15 protein-coding genes are annotated in these 17,838 nt (G+C 54.3%); 8 read left to right on the top strand and 7 right to left on the bottom strand.

Annotated features, from left to right (window positions below; translation table 11 throughout):
- Nucleotides 1-111: 111 nt before the first annotated feature.
- On the bottom strand, nt 112-1,935 hold the full coding sequence (gene typA, locus ACQUTI_RS22845; protein ID WP_002882755.1) for a ribosome-dependent GTPase TypA: 1,824 nt from the start codon (nt 1,933-1,935) through the stop codon (nt 112-114).
- Nucleotides 1,936-2,313: 378 nt separating this feature from the next.
- Here typA and glnA point away from each other — a divergent pair, with 378 nt between their 5' ends.
- The 4 genes from glnA to ACQUTI_RS22825 all read left to right on the top strand — a co-directional run bounded on the left by glnA (nt 2,314) and on the right by ACQUTI_RS22825 (nt 6,600).
- Nucleotides 2,314-3,723, top strand: a complete 1,410-nt coding sequence (glnA, locus tag ACQUTI_RS22840; protein WP_004203622.1) for a glutamate--ammonia ligase — start codon at nt 2,314-2,316, stop codon at nt 3,721-3,723.
- Between the two features lie 188 nt (nt 3,724-3,911).
- Complete coding sequence (glnL, locus tag ACQUTI_RS22835; protein ID WP_004203621.1) at nt 3,912-4,961, top strand: nitrogen regulation protein NR(II); 1,050 nt, start codon at nt 3,912-3,914, stop codon at nt 4,959-4,961.
- Between the two features lie 8 nt (nt 4,962-4,969).
- Entirely contained in the window at nt 4,970-6,379 is a 1,410-nt protein-coding gene (gene glnG / locus ACQUTI_RS22830) for a nitrogen regulation protein NR(I) (protein ID WP_002882749.1), read from the top strand.
- 110 nt (nt 6,380-6,489) lie between these two features.
- Entirely contained in the window at nt 6,490-6,600 is a 111-nt protein-coding gene (locus tag ACQUTI_RS22825) for a YshB family small membrane protein (RefSeq protein WP_004152951.1), read from the top strand.
- A gap of 35 nt (nt 6,601-6,635) precedes the next feature.
- On the opposite strand, the gene hemN is transcribed toward ACQUTI_RS22825, so the two are convergent.
- On the bottom strand, nt 6,636-8,009 hold the full coding sequence (gene hemN, locus ACQUTI_RS22820) for an oxygen-independent coproporphyrinogen III oxidase (RefSeq protein ID WP_004203620.1): 1,374 nt from the start codon (nt 8,007-8,009) through the stop codon (nt 6,636-6,638).
- A gap of 188 nt (nt 8,010-8,197) precedes the next feature.
- Nucleotides 8,198-8,704 carry a Der GTPase-activating protein YihI gene (gene yihI / locus ACQUTI_RS22815; protein ID WP_002882743.1) on the bottom strand — a complete coding sequence of 169 codons (507 nt, stop codon included), beginning with the start codon at nt 8,702-8,704 and terminating at the stop codon, nt 8,198-8,200.
- 585 nt (nt 8,705-9,289) lie between these two features.
- Here yihI and yihA point away from each other — a divergent pair.
- Nucleotides 9,290-9,925, top strand: a complete 636-nt coding sequence (gene yihA / locus ACQUTI_RS22810) for a ribosome biogenesis GTP-binding protein YihA/YsxC (RefSeq protein WP_017899842.1) — start codon at nt 9,290-9,292, stop codon at nt 9,923-9,925.
- A 359-nt stretch (nt 9,926-10,284) separates the two neighbouring features.
- Here yihA and polA read toward each other — a convergent pair whose 3' ends face one another.
- Nucleotides 10,285-13,077, bottom strand: coding sequence for a DNA polymerase I (gene polA / locus ACQUTI_RS22805; protein WP_080838625.1), 2,793 nt, complete (start codon nt 13,075-13,077; stop codon nt 10,285-10,287).
- A 396-nt stretch (nt 13,078-13,473) separates the two neighbouring features.
- On the opposite strand from polA, the gene ACQUTI_RS22800 reads away from it, so the two are divergent.
- Entirely contained in the window at nt 13,474-14,391 is a 918-nt protein-coding gene (locus ACQUTI_RS22800; protein WP_017899843.1) for an acyltransferase, read from the top strand.
- 30 nt (nt 14,392-14,421) lie between these two features.
- Here ACQUTI_RS22800 and dsbA read toward each other — a convergent pair whose 3' ends face one another.
- From dsbA to ACQUTI_RS22785, 3 genes are all read right to left on the bottom strand, one after another.
- Nucleotides 14,422-15,045, bottom strand: coding sequence for a thiol:disulfide interchange protein DsbA (gene dsbA, locus ACQUTI_RS22795; protein ID WP_004203613.1), 624 nt, complete (start codon nt 15,043-15,045; stop codon nt 14,422-14,424).
- Nucleotides 15,046-15,072: 27 nt separating this feature from the next.
- Nucleotides 15,073-16,059 carry a serine/threonine protein kinase gene (locus ACQUTI_RS22790; protein WP_065878550.1) on the bottom strand — a complete coding sequence of 329 codons (987 nt, stop codon included), beginning with the start codon at nt 16,057-16,059 and terminating at the stop codon, nt 15,073-15,075.
- A 75-nt stretch (nt 16,060-16,134) separates the two neighbouring features.
- Nucleotides 16,135-16,404 carry a YihD family protein gene (locus ACQUTI_RS22785; RefSeq protein WP_002882612.1) on the bottom strand — a complete coding sequence of 90 codons (270 nt, stop codon included), beginning with the start codon at nt 16,402-16,404 and terminating at the stop codon, nt 16,135-16,137.
- Nucleotides 16,405-16,475: 71 nt separating this feature from the next.
- Between ACQUTI_RS22785 and mobA the strand changes: the two genes are divergently transcribed.
- Nucleotides 16,476-17,057 (top strand): molybdenum cofactor guanylyltransferase MobA, encoded by a 582-nt coding sequence (mobA, locus tag ACQUTI_RS22780; protein WP_004203611.1) that lies wholly within the window; start codon nt 16,476-16,478, stop codon nt 17,055-17,057.
- The gene (gene mobB / locus ACQUTI_RS22775; protein WP_043521871.1) at nt 17,054-17,560 is read left to right on the top strand and encodes a molybdopterin-guanine dinucleotide biosynthesis protein MobB; all 507 of its coding nucleotides are present in this window, start codon (nt 17,054-17,056) and stop codon (nt 17,558-17,560) included. Before mobA ends, mobB begins: the two co-directional genes overlap by 4 nt.
- The last annotated feature ends 278 nt before the right edge of the window (nt 17,561-17,838 follow it).

Here is a 17,838-nt window from a genome sequence, read left to right as displayed (position 1 = left end):
ATGTGACCAGGGTCTCCTGGAGGCCCCGGGTTAGCGCAGCGATTGTCAGATCTCACCCATAAAAAAACCCCGCCGGAGAGGCGGGGTTTAGCGAACAGCAAGAAGAATCAATTACTCTTCTTTTGCACCGCGCATTGCGCGTTTACGGTCGTTCTCGGTCAGGTGACGTTTACGAATACGGATAGAGGTCGGAGTGACTTCTACCAGTTCGTCGTCATCGATGAACTCCAGAGCCTGCTCCAGGGTCATCTTAACCGGCGGAACCAGAACCGTGGCTTCGTCAGTACCGGACGCACGCATGTTGGTCAGTTTTTTACCGGTCAGGCAGTTTACCGTCAGGTCGTTAGAACGGCTGTGAATACCGATGATCTGGCCTTCGTAAACTTCCGCACCGTGACCGAGGAACAACTTACCGCGATCCTGCAGGCCGAACAGCGCGAACGCTACCGCTTTACCCTGACCGTTGGAGATCAGCACGCCGTTGTTACGCTGGCCCACTTCGCCCGGACGAACGTCGTCGTAGTGGCTGAAGGTGGAGTACAGCAGACCGGTACCGGAGGTCATGGTCATGAACTCTGAACGGAAGCCGATCAGACCGCGGCTTGGGATCACGTAGTCGAGACGTACGCGGCCTTTTCCGTCCGGATTCATGTTTTTCAGGTCGCCTTTACGCTCGCCCAGCGCCTGCATAACAGAACCCTGGTGCTGCTCTTCGACGTCCAGCGTCACGTTCTCGAACGGCTCTTGTTTACGGCCATCGATTTCACGGAAGATAACTTTCGGACGGGAAACCGCCATCTCGAAACCTTCGCGACGCATGTTTTCAATCAGAACGGACAGATGCAGTTCACCACGGCCGGAAACGCGGAACGCATCAGCGTCTTCGGTTTCTTCAACGCGCAGCGCCACGTTGTGCACCAGCTCTTTGTTCAGGCGGTCCAGAATCTGGCGAGAGGTAACGAACTTACCTTCTTTACCGCAGAACGGAGAGGTGTTGACGTTGAAGAACATGGAAACGGTCGGCTCATCAACGGACAGGGCCGGCAGCGCTTCGACATTCTGCGGGTCGCAGATGGTGTCGGAGATGTTCAGCTCGCCCAGACCGGTGATCGCGATGATGTCGCCAGCTTCAGCTACGTCGCTCTCGATACGCTCAAGCCCCAGGTGAGTCAGCACTTTACCGACTTTACCGTTACGGGTTTTGCCTTCGCTATCGATGATAGTGACCTGCTGGTTCGGCTTCACTTTACCGCGTTTGATGCGGCCGATGCCGATGACGCCAACGTAGTTGTTGTAGTCCAGCTGGGAGATCTGCATCTGCAGCGGACCGTCAAGGTCAACGTCCGGCGCCGGCACGCGATCGACAATCGCCTGGTACAGCGGGGTCATGTCGTCAGCCATGTCTTCGTGGTCCAGACCCGCGATACCGTTCAGCGCGGACGCGTAAACGATCGGGAAGTCCAGCTGTTCGTCGGTCGCGTCGAGGTTAACGAACAGGTCGAACACCTGATCGACAACCCAGTCCGGACGCGCGCCCGGGCGGTCAACTTTGTTGATGACCACGATCGGCTTCAGACCGTGGGCAAAAGCTTTTTTGGTCACGAAGCGCGTTTGCGGCATCGGGCCATCAAAGGCATCTACCACCAGCAGCACAGAGTCAACCATGGACATAACACGCTCAACTTCACCTCCGAAGTCGGCGTGCCCAGGGGTATCAACGATGTTGATACGGTAATCATTCCATTTGATTGCGGTGTTTTTCGCGAGGATGGTAATCCCACGCTCTTTCTCCAAATCGTTGGAGTCCATCACACGTTCTTGTGCTTCAGTACGTGCGTCGAACGTACCGGATTGCTGTAGCAGCTTGTCAACCAGGGTAGTTTTACCATGGTCAACGTGCGCGATGATGGCGATATTACGCAGATTTTCGATCACAACTTTGCCTCAGGCATTAGAAATAGCGCGTTATTGTACACGTATTAAGCGAAGGACTGAACAGGATCACAAACATCCTCCGCAAACAAGTATTGCAGAGTTTCTTTGTGACCGCTTTCACGGAGCGATAAAAGGGCACCGTAACAAAAATTGCACCAAAATGGTGCTCAATGTTCACACTGAGGCACTATTTTGGTGCATTATCTCCATCATGGTGCAGTCCTTTTGCACTATGGTGCGCATGATACAGCGTTTTATGGGGCATTTAAAAGTTGGCACAGATTTCGCTTTATATTTTTTAAGGCAACAACGCCACTTTTAAGCAGTATGAAGTTTTCGTTACCACGACGACAATGACCAATCCGGGAGAGTTTAAGTATGTCCGCTGAACACGTTTTGACGATGCTGAACGAGCACGAAGTGAAGTTTGTCGATCTGCGCTTCACCGATACCAAAGGTAAAGAACAGCACGTCACGATTCCGTCTCATCAGGTAAATGCCGAATTCTTCGAAGAAGGCAAAATGTTTGATGGCTCCTCGATTGGTGGCTGGAAAGGTATCAACGAATCTGACATGGTCCTGATGCCGGACGCTTCCACCGCGGTCATTGACCCGTTCTACGAAGAACCGACCCTGATCATCCGCTGCGATATCCTCGAGCCTGGCACCCTGCAGGGCTATGACCGTGACCCGCGCTCCATCGCGAAACGCGCTGAAGAGTACCTGCGCGCTACCGGCATCGCTGACACCGTCCTGTTCGGGCCAGAACCAGAATTCTTCCTGTTCGACGACATCCGTTTCGGCGCCTCTATCTCCGGCTCCCATGTCGCGATCGATGATATCGAAGGTGCGTGGAACTCCTCCACCAAATACGAAGGCGGTAACAAAGGTCACCGTCCGGGCGTGAAAGGGGGTTACTTCCCGGTTCCGCCAGTAGACTCTTCTCAGGATATCCGCTCCACCATGTGTATGATCATGGAAGAGATGGGCCTGGTTGTTGAAGCTCACCACCACGAAGTGGCTACCGCAGGTCAGAACGAAGTGGCAACCCGCTTCAACACCATGACCAAAAAAGCGGACGAAATTCAGATTTACAAATACGTTGTTCACAACGTCGCTCACCGCTTTGGTAAAACCGCGACCTTTATGCCGAAACCAATGTTCGGCGACAACGGCTCCGGCATGCACTGCCATATGTCTCTGGCGAAAAACGGGACTAACCTGTTCTCCGGCGACAAATACGCAGGTCTGTCTGAGCAGGCGCTGTTCTACATCGGCGGCGTAATCAAACACGCTAAAGCCATCAACGCCCTGGCGAACCCGACCACCAACTCCTACAAGCGTCTGGTCCCGGGTTACGAAGCGCCGGTTATGCTGGCTTACTCTGCCCGTAACCGCTCTGCCTCCATCCGTATTCCGGTGGTGACCTCTCCGAAAGCGCGTCGTATCGAAGTGCGCTTCCCGGACCCGGCTGCTAACCCGTACCTGTGCTTTGCGGCGCTGCTGATGGCTGGCCTCGATGGTATCAAGAACAAAATCCATCCGGGCGAAGCAATGGACAAAAACCTGTACGACCTGCCGCCGGAAGAAGCGAAAGAGATCCCGCAGGTTGCCGGTTCTCTGGAAGAAGCCCTGCAGGCCCTGGATGCTGACCGCGAGTTCCTGACGGCTGGCGGCGTATTCACCAATGACGCTATCGATGCTTACATCGCCCTGCGTCTGGAAGAGAACGACCGCGTACGCATGACTCCGCATCCGGTTGAGTTCGAACTGTACTACAGCGTCTAATTTTGCTGTAAATCCAGGGTATGTCGTGTTGTGGCGCGGGATGCCCGGGATATTTTGTTGCCGTGGAAACTTTCAGCCCATCTCAGGATGGGCTTTTTTCTCCACCAACACGCTGATCTCGCGAGCTTTTTACCGATAAAAAGCTATACTGCACTAAATTGGTGCACTCTTTTTCAGGAGACTGTCGAATGGCAACAGGCACACTGCCCGATGCTGGGCAGATCCTCAACTCTCTTATCAACAGTATCTTACTGGTCGATGATGACCTGGCGGTGCACTTTGCCAACCCTGCGGCGCAGCAGTTGCTGGCGCAGAGTTCGCGCAAGCTGTTTGGCACCCCGTTACCTGAGCTGTTGAGCTATTTCTCATTAAATATTGGGCTGATGCAGGAGAGTCTGCAGGCGGGCCAGGGTTTTACCGATAACGAAGTGACGCTGGTTATCGATGGCCGCTCGCATATCCTGTCGCTGACCGCCCAGCGGCTGCCGGAAGGCTTTATTCTGCTGGAAATGGCGCCGATGGATAACCAGCGCCGCCTGAGCCAGGAGCAACTGCAGCACGCGCAGCAGGTCGCCGCCCGCGATCTGGTCCGCGGCCTGGCGCACGAGATTAAAAACCCGTTAGGCGGCCTGCGCGGCGCGGCACAGCTGCTCAGCAAAGCCCTGCCCGACCCGGCGCTAACGGAATATACCAAAGTGATCATCGAGCAGGCCGACCGGCTGAGAAATCTGGTCGATCGCCTGCTCGGCCCACAGCATCCGGGCATGCACGTTACCGAAAGCATCCACAAGGTCGCCGAACGGGTAGTGAAACTGGTCTCGATGGAGTTGCCGGACAACGTGAAGTTGATCCGTGATTACGACCCCAGCCTGCCGGAGCTCCCCCACGACCCGGATCAAATTGAACAGGTGTTGCTGAACATCGTCCGTAATGCGCTGCAGGCGCTGGGGCCGGAAGGGGGCGAAATTGTTCTCCGCACCCGGACCGCTTTCCAGCTGACGCTGCACGGGGTGCGTTATCGCCTCGCCGCCCGTATTGACGTCGAAGATAATGGCCCGGGTATTCCGCCCCAGCTCCAGGATACGTTGTTTTATCCGATGGTCAGCGGCCGCGAAGGCGGTACTGGCCTGGGCTTATCTATCGCCCGCAGCCTTATCGATCAGCACTCCGGCAAAATTGAATTCACCAGCTGGCCGGGTCATACCGAATTTTCGGTATACCTGCCTATTCGGAAGTAGAGGTGTTTATGCAACGAGGGATAGCCTGGATCGTTGATGACGATAGCTCCATCCGCTGGGTGCTTGAACGCGCGCTCACCGGAGCCGGCTTGAGCTGCACAACGTTCGAAAGCGGCAATGAGGTGCTAGATGCCCTCACCACCAAAACCCCGGATGTACTGCTGTCAGATATCCGTATGCCGGGAATGGATGGTCTGGCGCTGCTCAAACAGATTAAGCAGCGTCATCCGATGCTTCCGGTCATCATAATGACCGCACATTCCGATCTGGACGCCGCGGTCAGCGCTTATCAGCAGGGCGCGTTTGATTATCTGCCCAAACCTTTTGATATCGATGAAGCTGTCGCCCTCGTCGACCGGGCGATTAGCCACTATCAGGAGCAGCAGCAGCCGCGAAATGCGCCGATAAGCAGCCCCACCGCCGATATCATTGGCGAGGCGCCGGCCATGCAGGATGTCTTTCGCATTATTGGCCGTCTGTCGCGATCATCCATCAGCGTGCTGATCAATGGCGAATCCGGTACCGGTAAAGAGCTTGTCGCTCATGCCCTGCATCGCCATAGCCCGCGCTCAAAAGCGCCGTTTATCGCGCTGAATATGGCGGCAATCCCCAAGGACCTGATTGAGTCCGAGCTGTTCGGCCATGAAAAAGGGGCCTTTACCGGCGCCAATACCGTCCGTCAGGGTCGCTTTGAACAGGCTGACGGCGGCACGCTGTTCCTGGATGAAATTGGCGATATGCCGCTGGATGTCCAGACTCGTCTGCTGCGCGTTCTGGCGGATGGCCAGTTTTATCGCGTGGGCGGCTACGCGCCGGTGAAGGTCGATGTGCGGATCATCGCCGCCACCCATCAGAATCTGGAGCAGCGGGTGCAGGAGGGGAAATTCCGTGAAGATTTATTCCACCGCCTGAACGTGATCCGGGTGCATTTGCCGCCGCTGCGCGAGCGTCGGGAAGATATTCCACGTCTGGCCCGCCATTTTCTGCAGATTGCCGCCCGCGAGCTAGGTGTTGAAGCCAAACAGCTGCATCCGGAAACGGAGACAGCGCTGACCCGCCTGGCGTGGCCGGGCAACGTTCGCCAGCTGGAAAACACCTGTCGCTGGCTCACCGTCATGGCCGCCGGCCAGGAGGTGCTGACGCAGGATCTGCCGAGCGAACTGTTTGAGACCACCATTCCTGATAGCCCGACGCAGATGCAGCCAGACAGCTGGGCGACGCTGTTGGGTCAGTGGGCCGATCGGGCGCTGCGTTCCGGTCATCAAAACTTGCTTTCAGAAGCGCAACCCGAAATGGAACGCACGCTGCTGACGACCGCCCTGCGTCATACTCAGGGACATAAACAGGAGGCTGCGCGCCTGCTGGGATGGGGTCGTAATACCCTGACGCGTAAGCTAAAAGAGTTGGGTATGGAGTAGGGTTAAACGGCGTGATGAAAAATAGCCGATCAGCGCAAAGTGCTGCTATTTTGTACTTTACTGTTCCGATGAGTTGAGTATGATCGTGCCCGGCATTAGGGGAGAGCATCATGTTTGAATCACTGGTGAGTATGATATCGAGCGGCGCCGCTGCGAGTCACACACCACAAACGGCAGTCGCTGCCGTTCTGTGCGCTGCGCTGGTCGGGCTGTTCAGCTAATTGTTCCCCCTCTCCTGCGGGAGAGGGGGAAAACATTAAATCACCCTTGAGAACTGCTGCATCCGAGCCTTTTGCCGCAGATAGGCATCAAAGCACATACAGATGTTGCGGATCAGCAGGCGGCCTTTCGCCGTTACCTGGATAGCCTTACTCTCCACCACCACCAGCCCGTCATGCGCCAGCGGCGCCAGCAGTTTCAGGTCCTCAGCAAAATAAGACTGAAAATCCACGGCCCACTGCGCTTCGACTGCATCAATATCCAGACGGAAGTTACAGATCAACGCCTTAATTACGTCGCGACGCAGACAGTCGTCCCGGGTTAACGCGATCCCGCGCCACAGGGCGTTCCCTTGCTCTGCCACCTGCTGGTAGTACTGCTTTAGCTCTTTTTGGTTCTGGGCGTAGCTGTCGCCAATCATGCTGATCGCGGACACGCCCATCCCCAGCAAATCGGTATCGCCCTGAGTGGTGTAGCCCTGGAAATTGCGATGCAGTACGCCGTGACGTTGCGCGACCGCTAATTCATCATCAGGACGCGCGAAGTGGTCCATGCCGATGAACTGATAGCCTGCCGCCGTCAGCGAGCCGATGGTCTCCTGGAGGATCTCCAGCTTCTGTTCAGCGGAGGGCAGATCGGCATCTTTAATTTTGCGCTGTGCGGCAAAGAGCGTGGGCAGATGCGCGTAGTTAAACACGCTCAGGCGGTCAGGATTGAGCTCGGCGACCTTTTGCAGGGTAAAGGCAAAGCTCTCCGGCGTTTGTTTCGGCAGGCCGTAGATGAGGTCGATATTGGTCGAGGTAAATCCAATCTCCCGCGCATGACGGAGCAAATCAAAGATGAACGCTTCGTCCTGTTCGCGGTTAACCAGACGCTGAACCTCTTTATTAAAGTCCTGCACGCCCATACTCAGGCGGTTGAATCCCTCAGCGCGTAAATGATCGAGGACATCCAGCTCGATTTCACGCGGATCGACCTCGATGGAGATCTCGGCTTCGGCGCTGAAATGAAAATGGGTACGCAACAGATCCATCAGGCGACTGATTTGCGCCTTGTTGAGATAGGTCGGCGTGCCGCCTCCCCAATGCAGTTGCTTAACCTGACGGTTGGCAAACAGCGGCGCACGGTGGATGATCTCCTGTTCAAGGAGATCGAGATACTGATCGGCCTTATGCTGCTGGCGGGTGACGATCTTATTGCAGCCGCAGAAATAACACAGCTTATGGCAAAACGGGATATGCACGTACAGCGACAGGGGACGCTGTGGGTAACGGGCCACAGCGGCATCGAATTCCGCCGCGCCGAATTGTGGTGAAAACTCTAGCGCGGTGGGATACGAGGTATAGCGCGGCCCGGAATAGTTATATTTCTGGATCAGGGCCAGATCCCAGTCGATTATCTGCTCAGACATGCTCACTCCTTCCGATGGTGCCGCCGACGGGTACGCCGTCCCGGCCCCACCGCACCGCGGGTCATGAGCCGGTTGCGCAGCCATTTCAGACGCCGCGACAACCGTCGTAGTTTAACGAATAACCACAGCAGATAACATATAACCAGAAGGGTTATAAGCAGTACCGGGAATCCGATGGGATGCAAATGTTAGTTTCCACCCTTCAGCAGACGCATCATATCTTCCTGACGCTCTTCCTCTTCTTCATCTTCGTCATCGTAAGAGAGGCCGAGCTGCTGCATCAGCTCATCAATGCGATCCAGTTTGGCATCCACCCAGCTCTGCTCTTCAGCATTCAGGGTACCGCCCTCTTCCAGACGTTCCAGCAGCGCGTCCAGGCGCTCATCATTCTCCAGCAACTCCAGCTCAGCCTGCGGTGAAAGCATAGGTTTCTCGCTCTTTGGTTTATGCTGCTTGGGAGCTGGAGCGCTGCTTTCGCTCACGCCCAGCGGGATGGGTTTTTTGCTGCCCACGCGTGGATCTTGCGCCTGGCGCTGTTTTTTACCTGCTGAAGCCGCATCGCCGCCGTTCGCGCGACTTCCTGCCGCGTGGCCACGATGTTTCTTCTGCCGTTTGCGATCGCGAGCTTCCTGATTTAACTCTTCACGCGACTTGCGGCCGGATTTGCCACGGGTGGCGGATGTCGGTTTTTTCATGGTGTGTAATCTTCAGACAGTATTATTCAGTATAGAATTGAGGCGGAATCTAGCAGAAAGCAAGCAAAGAAAAAAGGCGACAGATTACTCTGTCGCCTTTTTCCTCACTGACCACCCTTAACGGGCTCTTCTTTCCCTGTTCGCTAACGACTTACCCTGTCTTTCCCTTAGCGTCCAACGGTCCCTGTCTCTTCCTTTTCCCTTTGAAACGTTTCCAAAACGCGCGTCATCCTGACAATCCTGTGGTCTTCGCCTCCTGGCGCTTCCTGACCCCTCGTCCTGAGTCCTCATCCTTTTCAGCATCCCCGCCGTTGTGTATTACTTTACCCTGTTGACAAAAATCGACAACCAGTCTGGCCGTTAAAATTCCACTTTTCAGATTTCTCTATTCTTGTAATCTATTTATTTTCAGTAGGTTATAATTTATTAGTCTTATTTTTCTCAGGCATGTCCTATACGAAGAATAGCCAATGTCTCACAAAGTGCATGGTTTTTACTTACAGAACCGGCGTGCGGTAAAAACAGCCTTTTTCTGCTGTTCAGGTATAATCCCTGCCATAGCCTGTTTTAACGGAGACGACCGTCTTGACCAACTGGAATTATCAACTGACGCACTTTGTCACTAGCGCGCCAGATATCCGCCATCTTCCTGCCGATACCGGTATTGAAGTGGCATTCGCCGGCCGCTCCAATGCGGGAAAATCCAGCGCGCTGAATACGCTGACCAACCAGAAAAGCCTGGCGCGGACCTCCAAAACTCCCGGACGTACACAGCTGATTAACCTGTTCGAAGTCGCCGAAGGCAAACGCCTGGTCGACCTTCCCGGCTACGGTTATGCGCAAGTCCCGGAAGAGATGAAGATCAAGTGGCAGCGCGCGCTGGGAGAATACCTGGAAAAACGCCTGTGCCTGAAGGGCCTGGTGGTCCTGATGGACATTCGCCACCCGCTTAAGGATCTCGATCAGCAGATGATCCAATGGGCGGTAGAAAGCGATATTCAGGTGCTGGTGCTGCTGACCAAAGCCGATAAGCTCGCCAGCGGCGCGCGTAAAGCGCAAGTGAATATGGTGCGTGAAGCGGTGCTGGCCTTCAATGGCGATGTTCAGGTTGAACCCTTCTCCTCGCTGAAAAAATCTGGCGTGGATAAGCTGCGACAGAAGCTGGATAGCTGGTTTAACGAAATCCCGCCGCAGGAAGCAGAGAGCACCGTAGACGAGTAATCGTCACCAACAGCCGGATAAGAGCGTGCCGCGCCTTGTCCGGGTTCCTCTCCAGCGTCAAGCACAAGCGCGTCCTTCTTTTTGCCACTTTTCTTTCGCGCAATAAAAAACGCCCCGGTCATAAATGACCGGGGCGGCTAAAATATTCAGCCAAATCCGATTACGTGAAGTAAAAGGTCTGAAAGATAGAACATCTTACCTCTGTACCCTACGCGAATAACTTTACTCTTCTTTCGCTCACGGATAAAGCATTTTTTGTAGTTTTTTTTCACTATTTACATAGCAAATTCAAATGATCCTCACAAAACTCTATAAGTTATGTTGCTTACTTACAGAAAATCGCGTTGTGCTTTGTATACTTAGTGCGCTTGATCCCAGTTTTCTCCGCTGCCCACTTCCACCAGCAACGGTACCGCCAGCGTAGTGCTGTTCTCCATCAGTTCGTGGATCTTTTTCGATACGGCATCGAGCTCATCCTTATGCACTTCAAAGACCAGTTCATCGTGAACCTGCATGATCATTCGCACGCGAGGTTTCTCGCTCCGCAGCCATTCATCAACGGCAATCATCGCCCGCTTGATGATATCCGCAGCCGTCCCCTGCATTGGGGCGTTAATCGCCGCACGTTCCGCACCGGCACGACGAGCGCCATTGCTGGACTTGATATCCGGCAAATAGAGTCGACGGCCGTCCAGCGTTTCAACATACCCTTGCTCCTTCGCCTGTGCGCGGGTGCGCTCCATATACTCCAGGACGCCCGGATAACGCTCGAAATAAAGATCCATGTACTTCTGCGCTTCTTTACGCGGGATGTTCAGCTGGCGGGCCAGGCCAAAGGCGCTCATGCCATAGATCAGACCGAAGTTGATAGCTTTCGCACTGCGCCGCTGTTCGCTGCTGACGCTGTCCAGCGGTAAGCCAAACACTTCAGCCGCCGTCGCCCGGTGAATATCCTTCCCTTCCGCGAAGGCGGTCAGCAGGCCTTTATCCCGCGACAGGTGCGCCATAATGCGCAGCTCGATTTGCGAGTAGTCCGCCGAGACAATAACGTAATCTTCTGGCGCGATAAACGCCTGGCGAATACGGCGCCCTTCTTCGTTACGCACCGGAATGTTTTGCAGGTTTGGATCGGTAGACGACAAACGGCCGGTGGCGGTAACCGCCTGATGATAGGAGGTATGTACGCGGCCCGTTTTGGGATTAATCATCAGCGGCAGCTTATCGGTATAGGTCGACTTCAGCTTCGCCAACCCACGGTACTCCAGAATCACTTTCGGCAACGGATAATCGAGCGCCAGCTCTTCCAGTACCTCTTCAGAGGTGGACGGCGCACCGCCCGGCGTCTTCTTCAGCGGCTTGATACCCTGTTTTTCGAACAGGATCGTTTGCAGCTGTTTGGTGGAGGAGAGATTAAACGCTTCCCCGGCGATCTCATGCGCCCGCTGCTCCAGCTCAACCAGGCGCTGGGCTATTTCCTGCGAGTGCGCATGCAGCACGGCGGGGTCGATTTTAACGCCGTTGCGCTCAACGCGTGACAGCACCGGCACCAGCGGCATTTCAATGTGCTGGAAGATATTCAGCGGACCTTCATGCTGCTGCAGCTTCGGCCACATTTTCAGATGCAACTGAAGCGTGACGTCGGCGTCTTCCGCCGCGTAGCGACCCGCCTCTTCCAGCGCAATCTGGTTAAAGGTGAGCTGATTCTTACCCTTACCAGCGATCTCTTCGAAGGTAATCGTTTTATGTTTCAGCCAGCGGTCGGAAAGACTGTCCATATCATGGCGGCCCGCCACGCTGTCGAGAATGTAAGATTCCAGCATGGTATCGAACGCAATCCCGCGCAGCTCAATGTCGTAATTAGCCAAAATGCCGCGATCGTATTTGAGATTTTGCCCAACCTTGAGCAGCTTCTCATCCTCCAGCAGCGGTTTAAGCAGCGCCAGCACGCGCTCGCGCGGGATCTGATCCGGCGCATCAAGGTAATCATGCGCTACCGGGACATAGGCGGCCACGCCCGGCTCAACAGCGAATGAAAGGCCGACCATGTTGGCGGAGATGTTATCCAGGCTGTCGGTTTCCGTATCAAAGGCAAAGAGCGGCGCTTGCTTCAGCTTATCGATCCAGGTGAGCAGCGTAGCCTCATCAAGGATGGTGACATAGTGCTCTGCTGAAAGTGCAGTAGCGGCCTCAACCTCTGCTTCCGCTTCTGCTGCTGCTGCAAGCACTGCAGGTTTCGCAGCCGGTTTGCCCCCCTTAGCCTGCAGCCATTTTCCGGCTTCAACGTCGGTGGTCCAGCGCTTAAACTCATACTGTCTGAACAGCGCCAGCAGATCGTCTGCCGCCGGCGGCTGCACCTCCAGCTCTTCGCAAGTGAGCTCCAGCTCGACGTCGGTTTTGATGGTCGCCAGCTGATAAGAGAGATAAGCCACCTCCTTGTTCTGCTCCAGCTTCGCCGCCATCGTTTTCGCGCCGCGGAAGCTCAGTTCAGCGATCTTCTCCGGTTCCGCATACAGCGTATCGAGGCCGCCGAGGCCTTGCAGCAGCGCCTGGGCGGTCTTTTCGCCCACGCCCGGCACGCCGGGAATGTTATCCGAGGAGTCGCCCATCAGCGCCAGGAAATCAATAATCAGCTCTGGCGGGACGCCGTACTTGGTAACCACCTCATCCGGCCCGAGGATAGTGTTGGTCATGGTATTGATCAGGGTGATCCCCGGCGTCACCAGCTGGGCCATGTCTTTATCGCCGGTACTGATCAGCACCGGACGTCCAGCCCTTTCCGCTTCCCGCGCCAGGGTGCCAATCACATCGTCAGCTTCGACGCCCGGGACCGCCATCAGCGGCAGCCCCATCGCTTTCACCATCTTATGCAACGGCTCAATCTGCGCGCGCAGATCGTCCGGCATCGGCGGGCGGTGAGATTTGTAATGTTCGAACAATTCATCACGGAAGGTTTTCCCTTTCGCATCAAAGACCACGACGGCATGAGTCGGTTGATACTGCAGAATCAAACTGCGCAGCATATTCAGTACGCCGTACATAGCCCCGGTGGGCTCCCCTGCGCTGTTAGTCAGCGGCGGAAACGCATGATACGCCCGATAAAGATAGGAGGAGCCGTCAACGAGGATGAGAGGGTTTTCTGGGATCTGAACCATAATTTCCGTGCCTGTTTATCAGATTATGGATAAAGGATGCCACAGACGGGCATGAAATCCTGAATTTTTCCCGCATTTCGCGGAAAAGATTCAACGATCGTCCCGATCGCGCGACAACTTATCTTGTGGATAACTTTGTGCATAGTTTTACAACGTCAGCTTATCCGCCCCTGAAAATAAATGAATAAATAGTATTAGTTATTATTTATCAATAACTTAAAAGAAGATCAACGATCCTGGCATGAATTTGATGACCTAATCTTCCATGTGGATAGAAGATCCTTGTTTTTTTCTGTTCTGGTAAGACCCGTCATTTGCCGCGTTTTCTGGTAAAATCAGCCTCTTGCGCAGCTTAAAGGCGCTCTTTGTCAGCCTAACTTTCTGAATAAACTAACTATGTCGAGATTACTCGCTGCGATAACACTTCCGCTGAGTATCGCCTTAACCATCTTAGTCACCGTTATCTGCTCTGTACCGATCATCGTCGCCGGGCTGATTAAACTACTGGTCCCCATTCCAGCGGTATGGCGCTCTATATCCGTTTTTTGCAATTTTATGATGTACTGCTGGTGCGAGGGGCTGGCGCTGCTGTTGCATCTCAATCCCTGGCTAAAATGGGACGTCCAGGGTCTGGAAGGCCTGAACAAAAAGAACTGGTATCTGCTGATCAGCAACCACCACAGCTGGGCAGATATCGTGGTGCTATGCGTGCTGTTCCGCAAGCATATTCCGATGAATAAGTACTTCCTTAAACAACAGCTGGCGTGGGTACCGTTCATCGGCCTCGCCTGCTGGGCGCTGGATATGCCTTTTATGCGCCGCTATTCGCGCAGCTATCTTATTCGTCACCCCGAACGCCGCGGTAAAGATGTCGAAACCACCCGCCGTTCATGTGAGAAATTCCGCTCGCACCCAACGACAATCGTCAATTTTGTGGAAGGCTCGCGTTTTACCGACGCAAAAAAGCGCGAGACGCGCTCTCCTTACCACAACCTGTTACCACCGAAAGCGGCGGGTATTGCCATGGCGCTCAATGTTCTCGGCTCGCAGTTCGATAAACTGCTGAACGTTACGCTGTGCTACCCGGAAAATCATGCAAGGCCGTTTTACGACATGCTAAGTGGCCGACTGACGCGCATTGTGGTTCGTATCAATCTGGTACCGATTGGCGAAGAGCTACACGGCGATTACGTCAACGATAAGAACTTTAAGCGTGGTTTCCAGCGCTGGCTGAATGGGCTATGGGAAGAGAAAGACCGTCAGTTAACTGACATCATGCGGGACAAAGCAAGGAAGTCACGGCAAAGTAGATAAAAAAAAGCCGGTCAGTGACCGGCTTTTTTTTTATTTCTTCTCAACCAGCTGCTTCACGGTATCCGCATACTGAGCGACGAAGACATCCATATTGCTGGTGTCCATCCCCTGCGGGTTCAGCTGGTACTTACCATTGACGTACATAGCCGGTACCCCCTGCAGCTGCAGATCGGCTGCCGCTTTCTCCTGCTGAGCGACCAGAGATTTCACCACGAAGCTGTTCCATGCGGCATCGTAGTCTTCCCCTTTCACGCCAGCGTCGACGAACACTTTACGAATGTCAGCCAGGCTCTGTACGGTCTGGTTTTTCTGCACCGCTTCGAACATCGGCGCCGTAATTTTATCTTCAACGCCCAGCGCGATGGCCACAGCCCATGCCTGCGTCAGCTCCTTGCCCAGCGGCCCCAGGAACTCGACATGGTATTTGGTCATTTTGGTGCCTTCTGGCAGTTTCTGGCGCACGCTGTCAGAGACATGCAGCACTTCTTCAAACTGATAGCAGTGCGGGCAGTAGAATGAGAAGAATTCGAGCACCTGCGGCTCGCCAGCAACCGGCTTATCAAGGGTGATGTACTGCTTGCCGTCGGTGATCTGGGCAGCGGATGCACTAAAAGCCAGAATCATACCAGCCAGCGCCAGCCAAACTTTTTTCATGATTTACTCTCTCCTGGATATATCACATTAATACATTGGCGTTAACTGAAGCGGGGGTTCCTGTAGAACCTTCACCTGCTCGAGAAAAGTAGACGTCTGCCCTCGCCAGTAATCCTCCCCGGTTAACCAGGGAAAATTAACCGGAAATGCCGGATCGTCCCAGCGTCTGAGCAACCACGCCAGATAATAAACCAGTCGCATGGCGCGTAAAGGTTCAATAAGCGCGATTTCATCGCTGTTAAAGGGGCTGAATTCCTCATAGGCCTCGACGATGGTCTCCAGCTGCATACGCTGTTCAGCCTTATCGCCGTTGAGCAGCATCCACAGATCCTGAATCGCCGGGCCGGTTCGCGCATCGTCTAAATCAACAAACAGCGGCCCATCGCGCCAGAGGATATTGCCTGCATGGCAGTCACCATGCAGGCGCAAAGTAGTCCCGCCACCGTGCCATTGCGTCATGACGGCAGCGATGAGTTTATCGGTCGCCTTCAGGAAATCGGCCTTCAGGCCTGAGGGGATAAGCGTCGACTGTTCAAATACCTGGCGTGGTTCCAGCAGATATTCCTGCACGCCAATCTCCGGACGCGCAGAAAAGCGCTGTTTGCGCCCGGTCTGGTGCAGGCGCCCCAGATAACGGCCAACCCACTCCATCTGATCAAGGTTATCCGCCTCGAACTGTCGGCCGCCAAGGCTTGGGAAAACGGCAAAATAAAACCCCTGGTGCTGATGAAGCGTACTGTCGTTAAATAACAGCGGCGCCGCAACGGGCACTTCATCTTCTACAAGCTGAAGCGCAAACTTGTGTTCTTCAAGGATTTGTGCTGCCGACCAGCGCTCAGGACGATAGAACTTCACCACATAACGATGACGCTCTTCGTCCTGGAACTGATAAACGCGGTTCTCATAGCTGTTCAGCGGGGTAAGACCGGAGTCCACCCGCATACCCAGATCGAATAACCCATCGATAATGGTATCCGGGCGAAGCGTCTGAAAAGTAAAAGCCTTATCGTGCATCCTGACATCCGATAATCGTACGAATAGTTCAGGATATCATCTCATTGCGCTTTACGCGGCAGCGCTTACAACCTTTTACTCTTTTATTACGCCGCGGGCGCGCAGCAGCGCGGTTTTAAAGTCTTCTTCATAATCCTTCTGAATACCCGGGATGACAGCATCTTTTGAAGAATCACGCATCTTCAGGTGATAGATCAGAATATCGTCGGAAAGATCGCTCAGTTCGCCATCATAGCCAGCCTCTTTCGCCAGTTTCTGCAAAAATTGCATCAGGTTCAGTTCTGGCTCTTTCTGCCAGGCGGGCTGGAGGAGTTCAATTACTTCATTCAGACGTTTACATTTCATGGTCATGCTCCTTACTCTTGATAGGGACAAGTTAACAGGGTCAATCCCACAATGAAAGAGGCGATATTCATATGCAAAGCGAGGCGATAACCGGCGTCGTGCTGGCGGGCGGCAGGGCCACGCGAATGGGCGGCATTGATAAAGGATTACAGTTGCTCAATGGACGTCCTCTCTGGCGACACGTCGCGGAGGCATTAGCTCCACAGGTCGATGAGTTAGTCATTAGCGCCAATCGTCATCTTGAACAGTGGCGTGCCAGCGGATATCCGGTCTTTCGAGACATACAGGAGGGTTATCAGGGGCCGCTGGCCGGAATGCTTGCTGTGATGCAGCAGGTCGCGAGCCCATGGTTTGTTTTTTGCCCCTGCGACACGCCGTTCATTCCGTCCTTTTTGGTGGAGCGCTTTATCCAGCAGAGAGGGGACGCACCGGTCGTTTGGGCCCATGACGGCGAACGGGATCATCCTGCCGTTGCATTAGTTCATCGTCAAATCATTCCGGAACTGGAGGCTTATCTGGCACATGGAGAGCGCAGGGTGATGGTTTTTATGCGACAAATGGGTGGGCGCCCGGTGAATTTCAGCGATGTGAAAACTGCTTTCATTAATGTAAATACGCTCGAAGATTTGCAGCAGATGCAGGAGCCATCATGATCCCATTACTGGCGATCGCCGCATGGAGCGGTACCGGAAAAACAACATTATTAAAGCGTCTTATCCCTGAGCTTTGCGCTCTAGGATTAAGCCCGGGACTGATAAAGCACACCCATCATGATATGGACGTGGATAAGCCGGGCAAAGATAGCTATGAACTGCGTAAGGCGGGCGCTGCGCAAACTATTGTCGCCAGCGAACAGCGGTGGGCATTGATGACCGAGACGCCAGAGAAGCCGGAATTAGATCTCACGTGGCTGGTCAGTCGAATGGATGCCAGCAAACTGGACCTGGTTTTAGTGGAGGGGTTCAAACATGAACCCGTGCCGAAGATCCTGCTTTTTCGGCAAAACAGCGGCCATCGTGTAGAAGAGCTGGTAATTGATGAGCATACCATCGCCGTGGCCAGCGATGTATCGATCGCGACCTCACTTCCGTTGCTGGATTTAAATAATATTCCGCAGATTGCGTCATTTATTGTCGGCTGGTTAGCGAAGCAGTAGCAGGTATTCAGGCGTTTTTTTTCCCAAAGGCGGTGCTGCGCCCCCCTGGCCGGGCGACCGGGGCGTAGCCCCATGTCGGATCAGTAGCCCCGGTAAGCGCAGCGCCACCGGGGGGCATACCCCACACAGCAAAAAACCCCGCACCTTTCGGGACGGGGTTCTTGTTAAAACGCAAAAAAGCTCAGCCTTCCGACTGAGCTTTCTGCTTTATTTGATGCCTGGCAGTTCCCTACTCTCACATGGGGAGACCCCACACTACCATCGGCGCTACGGCGTTT

It is taken from the genome of Klebsiella sp. 7-CIP_Kleb. (genome assembly GCF_050378655.1).
Classification (GTDB): Bacteria; Pseudomonadota; Gammaproteobacteria; order Enterobacterales; family Enterobacteriaceae; genus Klebsiella; species Klebsiella quasipneumoniae.
This window is presented reverse-complemented; position numbering and strand designations above follow the sequence as displayed.